Origin of the sequence: Pseudomonas sp. LAIL14HWK12:I7, assembly GCF_000483465.1 — a bacterium.
Taxonomy (GTDB): domain Bacteria; phylum Pseudomonadota; class Gammaproteobacteria; order Pseudomonadales; family Pseudomonadaceae; genus Aquipseudomonas; species Aquipseudomonas kermanshahensis.
Genome location: NZ_AXYZ01000004.1, coordinates 42,405 through 58,022 on the forward strand (window position 1 = coordinate 42,405; position 15,618 = coordinate 58,022).

At 55.9% G+C, this 15,618-nt stretch carries 15 protein-coding genes, 1 tRNA gene and 1 pseudogene; 10 read left to right on the plus strand and 7 right to left on the minus strand.

What is annotated here, in order from left to right; all coding sequences use genetic code 11:
• Positions 1-192 precede the first annotated feature (192 nt).
• From D886_RS0104230 to D886_RS0104250, 5 genes are all read left to right on the plus strand, one after another.
• The gene (locus D886_RS0104230) at positions 193-1,239 is read left to right on the plus strand and encodes an alpha/beta fold hydrolase (protein WP_027592706.1); all 1,047 of its coding nucleotides are present in this window, start codon (positions 193-195) and stop codon (positions 1,237-1,239) included.
• 335 nt (positions 1,240-1,574) lie between these two features.
• Positions 1,575-1,760 (plus strand): hypothetical protein, encoded by a 186-nt coding sequence (locus D886_RS0104235; RefSeq protein ID WP_027592707.1) that lies wholly within the window; start codon positions 1,575-1,577, stop codon positions 1,758-1,760.
• 90 nt (positions 1,761-1,850) lie between these two features.
• Entirely contained in the window at positions 1,851-2,057 is a 207-nt protein-coding gene (locus D886_RS0104240) for a DUF6434 domain-containing protein (protein WP_027592708.1), read from the plus strand.
• 168 nt (positions 2,058-2,225) lie between these two features.
• Entirely contained in the window at positions 2,226-2,834 is a 609-nt protein-coding gene (locus D886_RS26740; RefSeq protein WP_033693977.1) for a trans-aconitate 2-methyltransferase, read from the plus strand.
• A gap of 54 nt (positions 2,835-2,888) precedes the next feature.
• A complete protein-coding gene (locus D886_RS0104250; RefSeq protein WP_033693980.1) occupies positions 2,889-3,068 on the plus strand; it encodes a hypothetical protein in 180 nt (59 codons plus the stop codon).
• A 208-nt stretch (positions 3,069-3,276) separates the two neighbouring features.
• Here the strand turns inward: D886_RS0104250 and D886_RS0104255 are convergent, their stop codons facing one another.
• From D886_RS0104255 to D886_RS0104275, 5 genes are all read right to left on the minus strand, one after another.
• Complete coding sequence (locus D886_RS0104255) at positions 3,277-4,548, minus strand: OprD family porin (RefSeq protein ID WP_081717449.1); 1,272 nt, start codon at positions 4,546-4,548, stop codon at positions 3,277-3,279.
• Positions 4,549-4,937: 389 nt separating this feature from the next.
• Complete coding sequence (locus D886_RS0104260) at positions 4,938-5,633, minus strand: hypothetical protein (RefSeq protein WP_027592711.1); 696 nt, start codon at positions 5,631-5,633, stop codon at positions 4,938-4,940.
• A 16-nt stretch (positions 5,634-5,649) separates the two neighbouring features.
• Positions 5,650-6,543 carry a fumarylacetoacetate hydrolase family protein gene (locus D886_RS0104265; RefSeq protein ID WP_027592712.1) on the minus strand — a complete coding sequence of 298 codons (894 nt, stop codon included), beginning with the start codon at positions 6,541-6,543 and terminating at the stop codon, positions 5,650-5,652.
• Positions 6,544-6,546: 3 nt separating this feature from the next.
• Positions 6,547-7,347: a 2-keto-4-pentenoate hydratase gene (locus tag D886_RS0104270; protein WP_027592713.1), complete on the minus strand. Its 801-nt coding sequence runs from the start codon at positions 7,345-7,347 to the stop codon at positions 6,547-6,549.
• A 5-nt stretch (positions 7,348-7,352) separates the two neighbouring features.
• A complete protein-coding gene (locus tag D886_RS0104275; RefSeq protein WP_027592714.1) occupies positions 7,353-8,147 on the minus strand; it encodes an IclR family transcriptional regulator in 795 nt (264 codons plus the stop codon).
• Positions 8,148-8,509: 362 nt separating this feature from the next.
• Between D886_RS0104275 and D886_RS0104280 the strand changes: the two genes are divergently transcribed.
• The 4 genes from D886_RS0104280 (at position 8,510) to D886_RS0104295 (ending at position 13,050) form a co-directional block, all read left to right on the plus strand.
• The gene (locus D886_RS0104280) at positions 8,510-9,940 is read left to right on the plus strand and encodes an MFS transporter (RefSeq protein WP_027592715.1); all 1,431 of its coding nucleotides are present in this window, start codon (positions 8,510-8,512) and stop codon (positions 9,938-9,940) included.
• Between the two features lie 160 nt (positions 9,941-10,100).
• Complete coding sequence (locus D886_RS0104285; protein ID WP_027592716.1) at positions 10,101-10,925, plus strand: shikimate dehydrogenase; 825 nt, start codon at positions 10,101-10,103, stop codon at positions 10,923-10,925.
• A gap of 302 nt (positions 10,926-11,227) precedes the next feature.
• Entirely contained in the window at positions 11,228-12,226 is a 999-nt protein-coding gene (locus D886_RS0104290) for a Gfo/Idh/MocA family protein (protein ID WP_027592717.1), read from the plus strand.
• Between the two features lie 29 nt (positions 12,227-12,255).
• Positions 12,256-13,050, plus strand: coding sequence for an IclR family transcriptional regulator (locus D886_RS0104295; protein WP_027592718.1), 795 nt, complete (start codon positions 12,256-12,258; stop codon positions 13,048-13,050).
• Positions 13,051-13,130: 80 nt separating this feature from the next.
• Here D886_RS0104295 and D886_RS0104300 read toward each other — a convergent pair whose 3' ends face one another.
• Positions 13,131-13,940, minus strand: coding sequence for a sugar phosphate isomerase/epimerase (locus D886_RS0104300; protein ID WP_027592719.1), 810 nt, complete (start codon positions 13,938-13,940; stop codon positions 13,131-13,133).
• Positions 13,941-13,960: 20 nt separating this feature from the next.
• Here D886_RS0104300 and D886_RS26745 point away from each other — a divergent pair.
• A pseudogene (locus tag D886_RS26745) lies at positions 13,961-14,665 on the plus strand (SDR family NAD(P)-dependent oxidoreductase); the annotation flags it as partial.
• A gap of 746 nt (positions 14,666-15,411) precedes the next feature.
• Here the strand turns inward: D886_RS26745 and D886_RS0104310 are convergent.
• Positions 15,412-15,499, minus strand: a tRNA-Ser gene (locus tag D886_RS0104310).
• Positions 15,500-15,618: the final 119 nt, after the last annotated feature.

The window sequence follows — 15,618 nt, forward strand, 5'->3', positions numbered from 1 at the left end:
TGGGGAAATTATCGATCGTAGCAGAAGCGGTCTGACACGCTGCGACGGCATGGTTGTATCTTTATGTGTACAAACTGAGACCTGATACACAAGAACGTTTCCTACAGCTAAATCGGACATACCCTTGATACAGAGGTCCTCTTTACTGGCTTGCATCAACCCATACCTGCGGCCTTGCCAAGGAGATGCATGATGCTTGCCCACCCCTCGACACCTTCAAGCCACCCAACACGCCGCATCCGCCACCTCCTCGCCTGTGCCCTTCTTCCCCTTGGCCTGATGGCGACTGCCGCCTGTTCGGCTGCGTCAGCACCGGCTCAGGCAACGGCCACCCCAGCGGAGCGCTTCGGCCCACTCAAGCACGTTGAAGCTGGCGTTCTCGATGTGGCCTATGTCGAGCAAGGCCCAGCCGATGGCCCTGTGGTCATCTTGCTGCATGGGTGGCCCTACGACATTCACAGTTTCGAGGCGGTGGCACCGAAGCTCGCCGCAAAAGGCTACCGCGTGCTCGTGCCGTACGTACGGGGCTATGGGCAGACCCGCTTCCTTTCAGCGCAGACCCTACGCAATGCCCAGCCCTCGGCCCTGGCCAGCGACGTCATCGCCTTCATGGATGCCCTTCACATCCAGCACGCCGTACTCGCCGGTTTCGACTGGGGCGCCCGTACTGCCGACATCGTCTCGGCCCTGTGGCCCGAGCGGGTCAAAGCACTGGTGTCAGTCAGTGGCTACCTGATCAGCAGCCAGGAAGCCGCCAAGGCGCCGCTCCCGCCCAGTGCCGAACTGCAATGGTGGTACCAGTACTACTTCGCCACCGAGCGCGGCCAAGCCGGTTATGACAAGAACCGCCATGCGTTCGCCAAGCTGATCTGGCAAACCGCCTCACCCAAGTGGGCCTTCGATGACACCACCTTCGAGCGCAGTGCCAAGGCGCTGGACAACCCCGATCAGGTTGCCATCACCGTGCACAACTACCGCTGGCGCTTGGGGCTGGCACAAGGCGAGGCCCGCTACGCCCCACTGGAAGCGAAACTGGCCACCTTCCCCAGCATCAGTGTGCCGACCATCGCCTTGGAAGGTGATGCCAACGGAGCACCGCACCCACCGGCAGAAAGCTATGCACAACGCTTTACCGGCAAGTACGCGTACCGCCTGATCAGTGGCGGCATTGGCCACAACCTGCCCCAAGAAGCCCCCGATGCGTTCGCTCAAGCAGTGATCGACGCGGACCACCTGTAGTCACCGACGTGTTTCCCGCGTCAGCAGCCCCTACTTCAGGGGCTGTAATTGCTACATAAGGTTTCACAACGTTCGGTGACCCTGCTTTACACCGCTGCTGGCGACGGCGCGACCTAAATTGCTCGAAACCCTTGAGCCTGGGGCGTTGAGAACCTTATGCAGCACACGATTTGAAACGGTCAGATGCGAAGTTTGTAGGATCTTTACCCGTACATCGTAGGAGAAATCCAAGCAGTGGCATTTCCCTGTATGAAACATCAGTTTCATCGGCAAAATCGAGCTGCTACGGTCCCATTTTCCTACAACGGCACGGATGCCCACCGCATGAGAAAAGCATGGACCCGTTCGACGCCTCGGCCCTGAAACTGCAAAAGAACCTGCTCAACCTGCGACAGTCGCGTGATCGATTTAGAAAGGAGGGCTATGACAAGGAAGCCGATGACCTTGATAAGTCGATCGCGCGAATAGAGGCGGTGTTGAGCAAGATGTCGGGCACCGTCAAACCACCGACCTTGCAGTAGCCCCTGTTCAGCCAGCGGCCAGCGCATGAGTGATTTGTAGCGTCTGCGCGGGTAAGCTCTTTGCTCATGCCTTCATACAGGAATAAGGAAATGAGCGTTGACTGGCACGCAGGGCCGATCACCAGAAGCACCCCACTGGACAAACACTACCGGAGCACGCAAAAAGTTCGACGGTTCCTAACGGATGAGTGCGGAAGCGCATTCAAGTTTGATCGCGCCTTCATGGCCTGGATCAAGAGCGGCGAGCCGTTGACGATGGGCGACGTGGCTGACGGGTGGATACGTACCCATCTTTGAAGCTGGCGCGCTGAGGGTGAGGGGTTAACTCAAGCTAGATGTACTCGGTAACGTGCGGTAATACACCGAACCCAGGCGGGGTGAGTTACCGAGATAATATCCATCGATGATGCAGGGCCACTCCCTCAATGGCCTGATGAACAATGGACTGGTCAGGACGCTTTATCGATGACGAGCTGGAACGCTTTCTATAAGCGCACGGACAAACGTGCCCCCTCCCCACTGCTCAGTTACGCGATTGACCACGTCAAAGATCAATACCCCCGTCACGCAGTCGACCTGGGGTGCGGCGCCGGTAATGAGGCTTGGCAACTCATCCAGGCAGGCTGGCAGGTTCTGGCTATAGACAAAGAACCTGAAGCCATCGCCAGGACGATCCGCAAGTGCTCATTGAGCGACGCCCGCATGCTCGACGCGAAAGTCGCAGACTTTGAGCACCTCACCGAGTTGCCTGCCTCGAACTTGATCCACGCCGGCCTTTCACTGCCTTTTTGCCACCCTGGCCGATTCGATTACCTCTGGAGCCAGGTGCGCGATGCACTACTGCCAGGTGGCGTCTTCGTGGGCCATTTCTTCGGCCTGAGGCACAGCTGGGCGAGCCAAGTGCAGATGTCATTTCAAAGCGTGGAAGACGTTCGGCGGCTTTCAGAAGGGCTTGAGGTTATCCTGTTGCGTGAAACCGAATGCCCTATGATCATCGACTCTGAATCAGTGAATTGGCATCGGATCGATGTGATCGTGCGCAAGGTGCATTCCGCCAAGGCTGACCAAGCCTAATGACCCGAACCGTATCCCCTTTACGCCTTTTGTCGTTCTCTGCTGGAAGCCCTAATGAACAAATTGATCCTGCCTATCGCCATCTTCTTTAGCGTACTCATCGCTGGGAAGGCATCCGAACATTTCGGGCTGGAAGGCAGCTGGAAAATCGGCCTGCTTTGCGTCGTAGCGGCTGCCGTGCAGATCGCCGTGACCCGTTTCCAGCGCCTGCAACAGCAAAAAGTGCAACGCTGACCCTGCGACGGAACCGCCTTAGCCCGCCTTGGCGGGCTTTGTTTTGCCCGTTGAAATCAGAATCGATATCCCCGGTTCGCGAGAGCAAACAAAAGGGAATTGGCCTCACCATCAACCCAACTGTCTGCCTCAGCACCCGCACAGCCAGATGATCGCGGATCCGTTTTGTACGTTCATTTCTCGAATGACGCCCACTGCTTTACGCAAATCAAAACAACGAAAGCGGGTAGTTAATGATTAGGCGGTTTTCATTGAAACTGGTATTAGTCCCCCACGCTCGACGCAGTGTCGAATTTCGCCATTTGACGTTCAGGTCTTTAAGTGCGCCAGATTGAAAAACATAAGCCAGTTCACTCTCCCTGCCCCACTCCTTGGCGTCAGTCTCAGTACCCACATGGATACCGCTTCCCTTGATGTACCGGTTCATAAGGGTCAGCCCGGGCACACCCAGCGCCGTGAAATTATAATCATGTCGCAACTGCCAAGAGCGCTCATTAGCATTTTCGTAGCTAGAGTTAAAGCTGTCATTGGCCAGTGAGCCACCCGACGTGCCGTTAACTTTCATCCAACCGTCCTGACCAGAGACCTTTTGCAACCCGATATAAAATGTGTTTGCACCATACTTGGCGAAAAACAAACCAGATCCTGTACGGTTATCAAGATCTCCCGCCAGAGATCGCCCCTCATCCTTACCAGTGAACCATTGTAAATTGGCACCCAGCGTCCAGTCGCCAACGGATTGGCTATGGGTGAGCTGCACCATCTGCTGACTATAGATATCTTTCAACTCAGCCCCCCACACGCCGAGCATCGTCCGCTTGTCATTGAACGTATACTCGCCACCCAGGAAGTTGAACCGATCAGAGGTGACGCCCGGTTTCTGCGCGAGGAACATATCCTCCATGCTGGCATCATTTCGCGGGCTGTTAGCACGGAATTGCCCGCCGTAGAGGGTAACATTTTCGATTTCTCGAGAAGTAATCTGTGCACCGCGGAACGTCTGGGGTAACGACCGGCCGTCATCTGAACGCAAGATTGGCAGCGTGGGCATCCATTCGCCGACCTTGAGCTCTGTAGAAGAGAACCGCGCTTTACCTGCAATTGCCAAACGCCCGTAATCATCGGCCGCGCGGCCATCGTCATGAATGGGCAGCAATTGTGTTCCTCGGGTGCCACGCCCACTGTCTAACTTCACGGCGAACAGCCCCAGGGCGTCAACGCCAAAGCCCACCGGCCCCTGGGTAAAGCCCGACTTATAACTCATGATAAAAGCTTGACTCCACTCTTCTGCTTTGCCTTGAGTGGCAGAGTCGCTTACAAAGTTACGGTTAATGTAAAAATTACGTAGCGCCAGCGCAGCTGTTGAATCCCCTATAAATCCAGCCTCGGTTGCCTGCACGCAGGCTGCCGTACTGAAAAGCGGCAGAACAAAAAATATCTTTGCGTTATTGTAAATATATTCGGATGCGCGGATTTTCATTTTTTATTATTTCCATCACAGACATTTAATATAAACGCAGCTTGTCACGCCGAGCATTCATTCAACGAGGTTTTGTACAACGCTTTCTATTAATTGACGCCCCCCTTTAAGCAGAGGGTTCTTCCGTTTCTATGAATAGCGCAAGCCTGCATGACCTCAGGCTTATTACTGCGCCTCCGTGGCGCAGCGCGGCGCGCTATTGTTGCGACATCCAGCAGACGGCGACGGCCGAGCCCGTCAATTCGTGAGCGCAGGCCAAACTCCCACTACCCTCTATAAAGTCAAAAAATGAGCACGCCAAAGACAAAGCGCATGGCACTTGGCGAGGCGCGCCCAGAAGAGGAAAACGATCAAGCACTACCTGCAGTGTCGCTGCAGGTCAGCAAATCTCAACCCGCGCTGGAAGGTGTCTTGCAGCGGGTGTATTCCAGTTGGTAAAGCGTGGTGGCGAGCTGCTGCTCAGGGTCGTCCAGCAGGTTGCTCAACTCCGCGACCAGTCGCTCTCTGATATGTCCGACATAGTCAGCGGCGCAACCTTCGATCATGATGATCCAGGATGGAATTTCAGTGCCCTCTGATCGGGCCTTCTTCTCCGCAGTCTCAACCTTGCTGACGGCTTCATCAGCGGTGCAGAAGTGGACACCGGTGATCCCTTGTGCGTCGACCAGCGGGGGCAACATTCGATCGCGCAATGCTTGCAGAACGTCCGTGTAGCGCTCGACGGCGACATTGAAGCGCAGGGTCACCAAATAAGCGCCATTACCCACACCGGCCGTGTAATGAACGTCGCAAATCGATCGGGCGACATTACGGTATGACTGCACGACTTTCTGTGTCCATGGCGTCGGCGCATTTAGGCGAGCCAGGTAATCTGGCCCCCCCAGCACCTCGACAGAATCAGCCTCGTACAGATTGAAATAAGCAGGCCCAGCATCGAGCGCGATGTATCGTCGCCCCCGCTGAAATCCCGGAATCGCCGCGCGCTCTGGCATGTGTTCACGGTTATGCCATTCGTAGAACTCATCCCGCGCGTCGGGCACAAGATCATGCCAAATTGCAACCACACCTGTTCCTGCAAAGCTCATGTCTCATTCTCCGGCATTAATCAACGTTAGGATGACGGCCCGCAACCCAGGCAGCTCCCATTTCCGCTACATACGGCACTACCGCCTGAGACTGTTCGCCCAGCCCTGTGCCCCCTACGCGCATGACGTCACCCGCCTTGAGAAACACATTTGGTTTCTGTCCAAGCCCAACACCTGGTGGTGTCCCGGTGATAATCACATCACCCGGCATGAGCGGCATGAAACGGCTCAGGTAAGAAACGATGTGCGCGACACTGAAAATCATGGTCCGAGTGTTACCGTTCTGATAACGCTTGCCGTTCACTTCCAGCCAGAGGTCGAGGTTCTGCGGATCGGCGATTTCATCGCGAGTCACCAACCAAGGGCCAAGTGGCGCGAAGGAAAAGCTGCTCTTACCCTTGGTCCATTGCCCTTCGTACTCAAGCTGATAGGCACGTTCGGAGACATCGTTAGCCAGGCAGTATCCGGCCACATGATCCAGCGCCTTGCTTTCTTCTATGTGCCAGGCGGGTGAACCAATCACGATGGCCAGTTCAACTTCCCAGTCGAGCTTCTTAGAATCACCCGGCAGAATCACAGGGTCGTTTGCACCGCTGATAGAGCCTGTGTGTTTATTGAATACAACAGGCTGGCTCGGAATAGGCGTGTTGGTCTCGGCGGCGTGGTCAGAATAATTGAGGCCGATGCAGATCAGGTTCGGCACACTGCCCACACACGGCCCTAGACGCGATCCCGCAGGCGCGAACGGCAGACGCTCAATGTCGACACCGCGCAGCTTCTCGATGCTGGACGGCGACAGCGCCGCTGCATCGATATCATCGACGATGCCAGTGAGATCCCTGACCTGTCCTTGAGCATCCAAAATTCCAGGCAGTTCTTGTCCAGGCAAACCGAAACGAACCAAGCGCATACGTTACTCCTCAAGCGTTGAAAAAAAGACAGACAGTGAACCTGCCTCGCCGAACTGGATGTCCAGCGGCTGGTGAGTGGGAACTTCGAGTACCCCTGCATAGGAGCCGGTGATCACGACCTGACCCGCTTGCAGATCAATGCCCCGTGCAGAAAGAAAATTGGCAAGCCAGACGATCGGCGAGACGGGGTCTTGATCCGGGTGAGTGCCGGCAACGCTCACAGGCTCGACACCCGGATGACTAAGCGTTACATCAAGGTGAGTGGGCAAATTGTTCGAGGTTAGTGAAACGGCACGTGCCCCCAGGACTAGCCCCTGGTTGAACAACCCGTCAGCCAGCAACTGCTCAAACGTAACTTTTTGCGGATCGGTGTACCGACTGTCGATCACCTCCAGCGCAAGGTGTACCTGGCTGATAGAGCGCGTTATATCGTCGGCCGTGTAAGGCGCCGCGCGGGCAGGAAGGCCGGCCCCTAACACGCATGCAAGCTCAGGTTCGATTCGCACCTTGGAAGTTGCGAAGCCCAGGGAGTATTGGTCGCAGCTCACGATGCTATCGGTGTAGATAGGCGCGACTATCCACTTGCCGGGCTTGGGCAATGCGCATTTCCATCCGCCCACTTTTTTCCCGGCCAGCACACCGACATGCTGCTGTATCTCGAAGCCTTGCTCTAGGCTCAGTGAAATCTCATTGCATGGCAGGGCATCTAATTTATTACCCGTTTGGCGTGCGTTCACGAGGTGCGCGGCGGCTTGCAGAAGGATGGATTCAGGCGCATCGGCTGATTGACTGAACTTATCCATGCACTTCATCCCTGCACACTGGATTGCCGAGGCCATACCGTACCGAGCTTGTTCGCAGCATCCTCGAGCAATGCATGCAAATCCTCGTAGCGGTCTGGATGCATGCGCAACACCGGACCGGCGATACTCATGGTCCCGACCACAATTCCAGATGGAATGAGCCTCACCGGAACCGCGATTGCCCACACGCCGGCCTCAGCCTCTTCCACAACGAGTCCGTAGCCCCGTGCTCTGGTCGCCGCCAAGTCGGAAAGTAAGCGTTCGACAGTATTGATAGCCCGAGGACCCTTGCCTGTACCCTGGTCTTTGCCCAAACCGTCGCGGATAGCAATCTCGACAGCTTGCTCGTCAGGCATAGATGCAAGCCAGGCTTTGCCATTAGCGGTGGTGTACAGATTGATAGGCTGATCCATGGCGGGCGAGTACATCAACCCAGGTGCAGCGCCTTGAGCCGAGGCCAGCCAGGACAAACCGCCCTCGCATACGACAGTTAGGCGTACCAGCTCATGGGATAAAGACGCTACATTTTCAATGATCGGCTGAACAAGCTCCGGCAAGCCGATGCCGTTCAGATAACGCTGCCCCAAAAGCGCCAATTTGAGTGTCAGACGGTATTGGGATGTCGCCTCATCCTGCTCGGCCCACCCTTGCTCCACCAATTGTGCAAGCACACGGTGCGCAGGCCCCTTTTCCATCCCCAATTCACCTGCAATATCGGACATTCGCATCCAGCGGGCCTCACGAGCCAGCAGCTCGATAGCCTCAAGGCAACGATCAACAGCACCTTTAACGACTCTCATGGAATTATTCTCAGCTGGTTTTGAGCAGCGCCGACGAAAATGTCACGCCGTTCTATCTGGAACACAGTTACAATAGTAATCATCACGCGATCGTCAAGTCAACGCAAATACGTTCAGTCGCTTGCCCCCTCCCCAACTGCTTATCTATACCCGACTCACTAGAAGTACAGCGATGAGGCTGCATTCACGCTGGCGGGCCTTCCACTCCCTCAAACCATGAATGGCTCGTGAACAGCCGGCCTAAGGGCGGCCGACTCATGAACCTGAACCGTGCCAGCACGCTTGACAAAGGCAATGCTCGGGAACAACATTACAAATGGAACGACGTTACAATAACAAAATTACGGTACCGGAGACACTTCATGAGCCATGGCATCCCGAGCGATCCACACTCCAAGCGTCAGTCAAGGAAGGCCGCAGCTAGCGGCTGGATCGGCTCGGCGTTGGAGTACTACGACTTTTTCATTTATGCGACTGCCGCTGCCCTGCTTTTCCCGCAACTGTTTTTTCCAACGGACGATCCAACCGTAGGAATCATCGTTTCACTCGCTAGCTTCGGCGTTGGGTATATCGCACGACCTATAGGAGCAGTGGTGCTAGGGCACTTGGGTGACCGCCATGGCCGCAAGACAGTATTGGTCTACTGCATGTTCTTGATGGGCTTCTCGACCATGTGCATTGGCTTACTCCCGACCTACCAGCAGATCGGCGTGTGGGCTCCCGCAATACTGATTATCTTGCGTCTGATCCAAGGGTTCGCGGTTGCCGGTGAAGTGTCTTGCGCAAGCTCTATGACCATGGAGCATGCACCTGACGGGCGCCGTGGTTACTTCGCAAGCTTTACCCTTCAAGGGGTGCAAGCCGGGCAACTGCTCGCGGCGGCGGTTTTCCTGCCGCTCGCCCAATTCATGCCTGCGGATGACTTTGCGTCATGGGGCTGGCGAATTCCCTTCTTGCTTAGTGCTGTGGTGCTTGTGGTCGGATGGATCATCCGCCGCGAAGTACATGAGGCCCCAGTCTTCGCGGAGGCGCGAGCACAGGACAAGCCTCGTAAATTGCCAGTAGTCGAGGTACTCACTGAAAGCTGGAAGGATGTATTGCGTGTCATCTGCATGGCACTCTCTGCAGTACTTGCAATCCTCGCCTCCGTGTTCGGCGCCACCTATGCAGTCCAGCCAGCTTACGGTATTGGTTTTCCCTCCGGCTTGTTCATGTGGATTCCTGTCCTGGGCAATTTGTGCGCTGTGATACTTATCCCATTCGTCGGTAAACTCTCTGACAAAATTGGCCGTCGCCCCCCGGTGATCGTGGGCGTGCTCTGCGGCGGTCTCTTGTCGTTTGGGTACCTCTATGCAATCAGTATCCACAATCTCTGGCTGTCTTTGATTCTCTCGCTTCTCATGTGGGGCGTGGCCTACCAAGGTTTCAATGGTGTTTTCCCAAGCATGTTCCCTGAGTTGTTCCGCACACGGGTACGCGTCACTGGTATGGCCATCGGTCAAAACATCGGCGTGGCATGCACTGCGTTTCTACCAGCCCTGTTCGTATCGGTTGCGCCGCCTGGCACCGAAAATATCCCTCTGAAAATTGGAGCGCTGACTTTCGGTATCTGTGCCATCTGCGCCATTGCGGCGTTTACTACCCGCGAAACGTTCCGTATTCGTCTGAGCGAACTGGGTGACCCCAACGCTGTGCCAATGTCGAAGGAGGAGTACGAACTGCTGCGGGAAAAATCCAATCCCAGATCGAGCACTAGCACCCCCAATCAAGCACTCAAAAATCAACTCCAGTGATGCCCGACTGACAACCAGACCCATCACTCTCAACGTGTTGCGCAGTTGCTCTGCGCAGCACGTTAAGCACCCCGGCGATAAACGTGTGCGCCGCCAGCAAGAAAGTCCAACAGCTGCGAGCTGGCAATTGGCGTGCCCCCGTCAACTACAGTAGGTTCACATGCATCCACTCATCACCGGCACAACGCGCATCTATGGATTGATAGGTGATCCGCTCAAGAGCGCCAAATCCCCGATGCTGCTGAATAGGCTATTCGCCGAAGCACAGTCTGACGCCGTCTGCATTCCATTCGAGGTCGGTACGCAGGGCCTGGCCGAGTTCGTAAAAGGCGCGCGCGCAATCCGCAACCTCGCTGGACTGCTGATTACCATGCCGCACAAGCAAACCATGCTTGAAGTCGTAGACATTCTTCACCCTACCGCGCGCCAGATCGGCGCAATCAATGTGGTTCGCTGCGACAAGGACGGTCGCTGGGAGGGAGCTGTGTTCGATGGGCTCGGCTGCGTACTGGGCATGCAGCGTCAGGGTGTTTCTCTACACGGGAAATCAGTTCTCCTGGTCGGAGCAGGGGGCTCGGGAAGGGCCATCGCTTTCGCCGTTGCCGCTGCTGGCGCTCGCTCACTGACCATTTCAGATTTGGATCCGCTCCGCGCCGCTGACTTGGCGCAAAACGCTGGCAAAGAAGGGGCGTGCAACGTACAAGCAGGGCCTCCAGACCCTACAGGTCATGACATCGTTATCAATGCTACCCCGCTTGGCATGAACCCTGATGATCCGATGCCAATAGAAGCAGCGCGGCTGAACCCAGCCACGGTGGTGGTCGACATCATCACTCGAGCCGAGCCGACCGCTTTATTAATTGAGGCACAAACACGCGGATGCAAAACCCTTGACGGCCAGCCCATGCACGTAGGCCAGGCCTTGCTGGCTCTTAGTTTCTTGGGTTTTGAAGACATCGAGCGCCGTTACTCGACGGGATTGTAGCCTCCCATACCCTTCCCCTGACTGCCAGCCCGCACCCTCCTCATCACTCCAATCAGAACATTCCACGATGCGCATGCTTTCGGCATGCGCGCACCCCTCACGCCGACTGCTATTGCTCCACAGCGCCGGCGCAGCGCTCAGCGCCAGATCAAAACGTAACTTACTTCCGTTCATAACAGGGTCGTGATAGTCTGTTTTGCAACCTCAAAAATGTAGCTTGCGCGCTATTCTTTCGCGGTTCGATCCGTAACCTCCATGGCACCGCAGGTTTGTCAAACATACTTATTTATAAAGGTGGATGTTTGAAAGTCGTTCTCCTAGAAGTCAGCCACTGGCACACCCCGCTCTATCTCGATGCGCTTGAGCGCTTGCCTGATGTAACGGTCACGGCGGTGTCCGACGCAACGGGGTCGCGGGGCCCCGCTCTCGCCCAGCGTTTCGGAGCGCAACTTTACGATCACTGGGAAACCCTGCTGGAAAACGAGGAAGCCGATTTTGCCTTCGCCTTTGGCCCGCATGATGAGCTGTATGCCATGGGCGAGGCATTGATCGAGCAAAAGGTCCCCTTCGCGATGGAAAAGCCTTGCGGGCTAACCCAGCATGAGGTGCTGGACCTTTACCAACGCACCGAAGCCAACGGTCTGTTCGTGGCGGTGCCGTTGATATGGAGGCACAGTGAATTACTGAACCGCCTAAAACAAGAAGCCAGGCAGAGTGAAGCCAAGTGGAGAACCCTGGCGTTTCGGTTCAACGCTGGCCCGCCTGGACGTTACCTGGCTAACAGTTGCTCTTGGATGCTTGAGCCGAAACGATCGGGGGGCGGATGCACGATCAATCTCGCCCCTCATTTCGTCGATCTGGTTGAGGAAATCTCCGGAGAGGCGATTCGCAGCGTGTCGGCAGTGATGTATCGCGATTCGCTACTGACAGCAGTAGAGATCGGCTCGTTGATGACCCTGGTGACCGAGAGTGGCTGCATCTGCACTATCGAAACGGGGTACAATTATCCCGCCAATACACCCGAGCAACGGGAGTATTCATTTTCAATGTCAACTGATCAGTTCTATGCGCGCTCTACCGCTGACGGCTTGCGACTGGTCGACGCGGCCGGGCAGGCAAGTGACCTGCACATGAGCTTGAACTCTGACGTGTATTACGACAACTTCGTAACCGACATCCTCGCGCCTGACCGAGACGTTGCTTATACAGGCGCCGGGCTAGCAACCATGCACCGCGTCATGCGTATCATCGAGGCGGCCTATGAGTCAGATCGCCTGGGTGGCGCCCCCATCACCCTATAATGCCCTGACGCGAAACAAAGGACTAAAAATTGTCACATATAGGCCGCTACTTCAATACTCTGGAACTGCTCCTTTCCCATCCAGGCGGCCTCGCCCTGTCTGAAATCAGTGAACAGACTCAAGTGGCGATGGCCACGGCTCACCGTATATTGAGCGCCCTGCGGGAAAGAGGCTACGTTTACCAGGACGAGCAGGACCATTACTGCCTGACGCTGAAAATTCCCAGCATGGGCGTGAACTACATCACTGAAACTGGGTTTGCCAGGATCATGCAACCTTTGCTCAACGAACTAGCCAGCGAAACCGGCGAGCATGTTCGCCTGGCGGAAGTTGCAGAGGATCATCTGACTTGGGTACTGCAGGCCACGAAAAATACCAGGGGCCTTCAATACCGCCGCGCCCTAGACGAAAAAATCATTCCCCATACCACTGCGGCAGGCAAAGCATGGCTCTCCACTATGCGTGATGAGCGCGCCATGCGCATTCTCGCCGCCTGGGATATCGAGAATAGCCGAGAATATGCAGGGCCCAACGCACGCGTTTCGATTCGCGACATTTTTGATGACATCGCACTGATCCGCAAAGAGGGGCATGCGGTAGTACGAGAAGAAGGCGAAGTGGGCGTGTGCGTCGTGGCAGTGCCTGTATTCGACCCCTCACGATCAAGCAACTCGGCCCCGGTGGCAACCCTAAGCATCGCCGGCCCCATTGCACGCATGCGCGAGGAAACCTTGGATGCTCATATCGAACACTTGAAACGATCGGCCACAAGGGTGGGAGAGTGCTGGTCCCTGTGGACTTCTGTCAGCGAGGGAGACTTGTAAGCTGCGCGCTAACGCTCTAACTTGCACCTGGGCCCATTGCGGGCCTCAGGGCTACGGAGACGACGAGCGATAGGAGGCAACTACGAAATATTCCAACCCTTCTCACGCAGGTCCTGGACACCTTTATTCAGTTCATATAAGGCGTTTTCTTCGCGGATGATTTCGAGCACGCAGTTTTCAATACCGCAGGTCGCGTGAACGGCCTCACCCAATCCGATGAAGTCTACGACTCCGGTGCCAACTGGGTCATGCCCCCACACATCCGTGCCGGTGTCGGATACATGCACAAAGTCGATAGCACTGTGGTAGGCCAGCAAACTCGCTACTGGGTCCTCACCTATGTAAGCAGCGTTGGCGATGTCATAAACGACTCTGACGACATCATCATTGACAGTATCAACAACCTCAGCCAGCTCCCGCATTGTAGGGGTGAAGCAATACGGGGTATTTTCTAGCAGCAAGCGCACACCAGCCTGTTTCGCCAGCGGCGTCAGAGCCGCCAGGCTCTCGTACATCCAATCAAAAGTCTTTTCGAGCGGTGGAGAAATCATCGGGCGCCGCGTGCCAGGAGATATCACCACCTCCTGGGTATCCCAAGCGACAGCCAGGTCAATCACCGCCTTAATGTGATCAATGCTCTTCTGACGCATGTTGGCGGCGGGACTAGCCAAGTTGACGTCATAGCCGCCGGCATTGAGCGACCTGATCTTGGCATCGTACTGACGCAGACGCACGCTTGCAGCAGAACGCTCTGCAGTCGACATTTCCACCGGCCAGCAATGTGGCGAACTTACGGGCACCTCGAACACACGGTGCCCATGCTCAGAGAGCTGCGCAATTGCATCGATTGCCGTGGATGACCACAGATAAGAAAACGTGCTGATGATCAAAGGCTGCGCTTGCCCGGGGCTCGCAGCCGAAAATTGCCGTTTGTGGGCAAGCCCCAAACGCAACCCAGGATGAAATCGTTCGAAAAATCATGGCCATGGGTGGCGTCGCGATCTCATTGTCTGGTGATCTCGGCGATCCTGCGGTGCCTGACCAACTGGTAGCAGCTGCAGTAGCCGAATTCGGCGGGCTTGACACGCTGGTTGCGAATGCTGGCGTCGCCAGCCCCGGCGCGATCTGCAATTTGTCCATTGAGGATTGGGACGACATGTTCGCCGTCAATCTTCGCGGCGCCTGGTTGCTTGCCAAAGCAAGCTACCCGCATCTTCGCGAGAGCCGAGGCTCAGCGTGCTTTACCTCGTCGATGTCTGGCCAGCTTCCGCACGCCGGCTCTGGCGCCTACAGCCCCACCAAGGCAGCATTAACAATGCTGGCGCAAACTCTCGCTCTGGAGTGGGCACCTGAAGGCATTCGGGTCAATATCGTGTCGCCAGGCATGACACATACACCCATGTCTGAAAAAATGTACGCTGATCCGCAGATCAAGAAAGCACGAGAAGCGATCATTCCACTGGCCAGAATCGGCGAACCGCTAGACATCGCAAACGTGATCGAATTTCTCATTAGCCCGCTAGCCGGCTATGTCACGGGGCAGGATATCTGTGTCGATGGCGGGTTCTCCAAATCGATCCTTAGCCATATTCCAGGTCGCCCAAGCTCCAAATGATTATCACGGCTGCGGATTGAGCCCTATACAGAAAGAGTTAAATCCAAACCCTCTACAAGATACTAAAATGGGGCCGTCCGACCTTGCGTTGTGTCGTGCGGCTTCGACCGAAGCTGTATCCTCGCGAGCTTCTACTCGCACTTACCTGCGCCTCCTGGCCTTTTAAACCCCTCCCCCTAAAACTCAAGCCCGCCGACCTACTCGGGCGGGGCGGCCTTAGCATCGATGGCGACAACATTTACAAGCAGTTGATCTGCGACGCAGCAGTGGGGGATGGCGGTCGGCAAACAAAGCATCAACCGACCGTCGAGGGGCGCGGGGTCAGCACCTCTGAGCTATTGGCCAGGCCGAGGGCGAGCCACAAAACGAGCTCATCGACTCGCTGAAAAGGTCACCTACTACCGGCGCAAGCGCACCAGCAAGCGCAGGAAGAACCGCGGCAAGGAATGAATCAGATATTTCTTCCTGGACAAGTCAGCAAGCCGAGACCCTTAGGCAGCGATCTGAGCTTGGCTCGACTGAAGTGGGGCGAACTCGAAGCGAAGGCGAGCAGCTAAGGACTTAGTCATGCTGGGGCCGAGGTAGGCAGTTGCTCGACATCTTCGAGAAGGCGCCAATCGACGGGCTCAGACCTACGGACGTATCAGAAGCGCTTCCGAGATCAACCATTCCCAAGAGTGTTCCCACGGGTAGTTTTTCTGTGCCCTAAAAACGCAAAAAGCCCTGAATAATCAGGGCTTTGAATATGGCGGAAGCGTAGAGATTCGAACTCTAGGATAGTTGCCCATCGACGGTTTTCAAGACCGTTGCCTTAAACCACTCGGCCACGCTTCCAGCTCGTTTTGCGGCCGCCATAATACCGTAATGAAACACGCTGTCAAACTCTCTGTGTCGCGGGTTGCAGGACGTCTGATAGACTCCTAGCATCTGAACGTCTGAAACCACAGGTTTAC

Coding starts and splice junctions, on each gene's coding strand:
- D886_RS0104275 (WP_027592714.1), bottom strand. CDS start 8,147: ATGAGAGTCGTTAAAGGTGCTGTTGATCGTTGCCTTGAGGCTATCGAG.
- D886_RS26740 (WP_033693977.1), top strand. CDS start 2,226: ATGACGAGCTGGAACGCTTTCTATAAGCGCACGGACAAACGTGCCCCC.
- D886_RS0104260 (WP_027592711.1), bottom strand. CDS start 5,633: ATGAGCTTTGCAGGAACAGGTGTGGTTGCAATTTGGCATGATCTTGTG.
- D886_RS0104270 (WP_027592713.1), bottom strand. CDS start 7,347: ATGGATAAGTTCAGTCAATCAGCCGATGCGCCTGAATCCATCCTTCTG.
- D886_RS0104230 (WP_027592706.1), top strand. CDS start 193: ATGCTTGCCCACCCCTCGACACCTTCAAGCCACCCAACACGCCGCATC.
- D886_RS0104255 (WP_081717449.1), bottom strand. CDS start 4,548: ATGAAAATCCGCGCATCCGAATATATTTACAATAACGCAAAGATATTT.
- D886_RS0104280 (WP_027592715.1), top strand. CDS start 8,510: ATGAGCCATGGCATCCCGAGCGATCCACACTCCAAGCGTCAGTCAAGG.
- D886_RS0104265 (WP_027592712.1), bottom strand. CDS start 6,543: ATGCGCTTGGTTCGTTTCGGTTTGCCTGGACAAGAACTGCCTGGAATT.
- D886_RS0104240 (WP_027592708.1), top strand. CDS start 1,851: ATGAGCGTTGACTGGCACGCAGGGCCGATCACCAGAAGCACCCCACTG.
- D886_RS0104285 (WP_027592716.1), top strand. CDS start 10,101: ATGCATCCACTCATCACCGGCACAACGCGCATCTATGGATTGATAGGT.
- D886_RS0104250 (WP_033693980.1), top strand. CDS start 2,889: ATGAACAAATTGATCCTGCCTATCGCCATCTTCTTTAGCGTACTCATC.
- D886_RS0104235 (WP_027592707.1), top strand. CDS start 1,575: ATGGACCCGTTCGACGCCTCGGCCCTGAAACTGCAAAAGAACCTGCTC.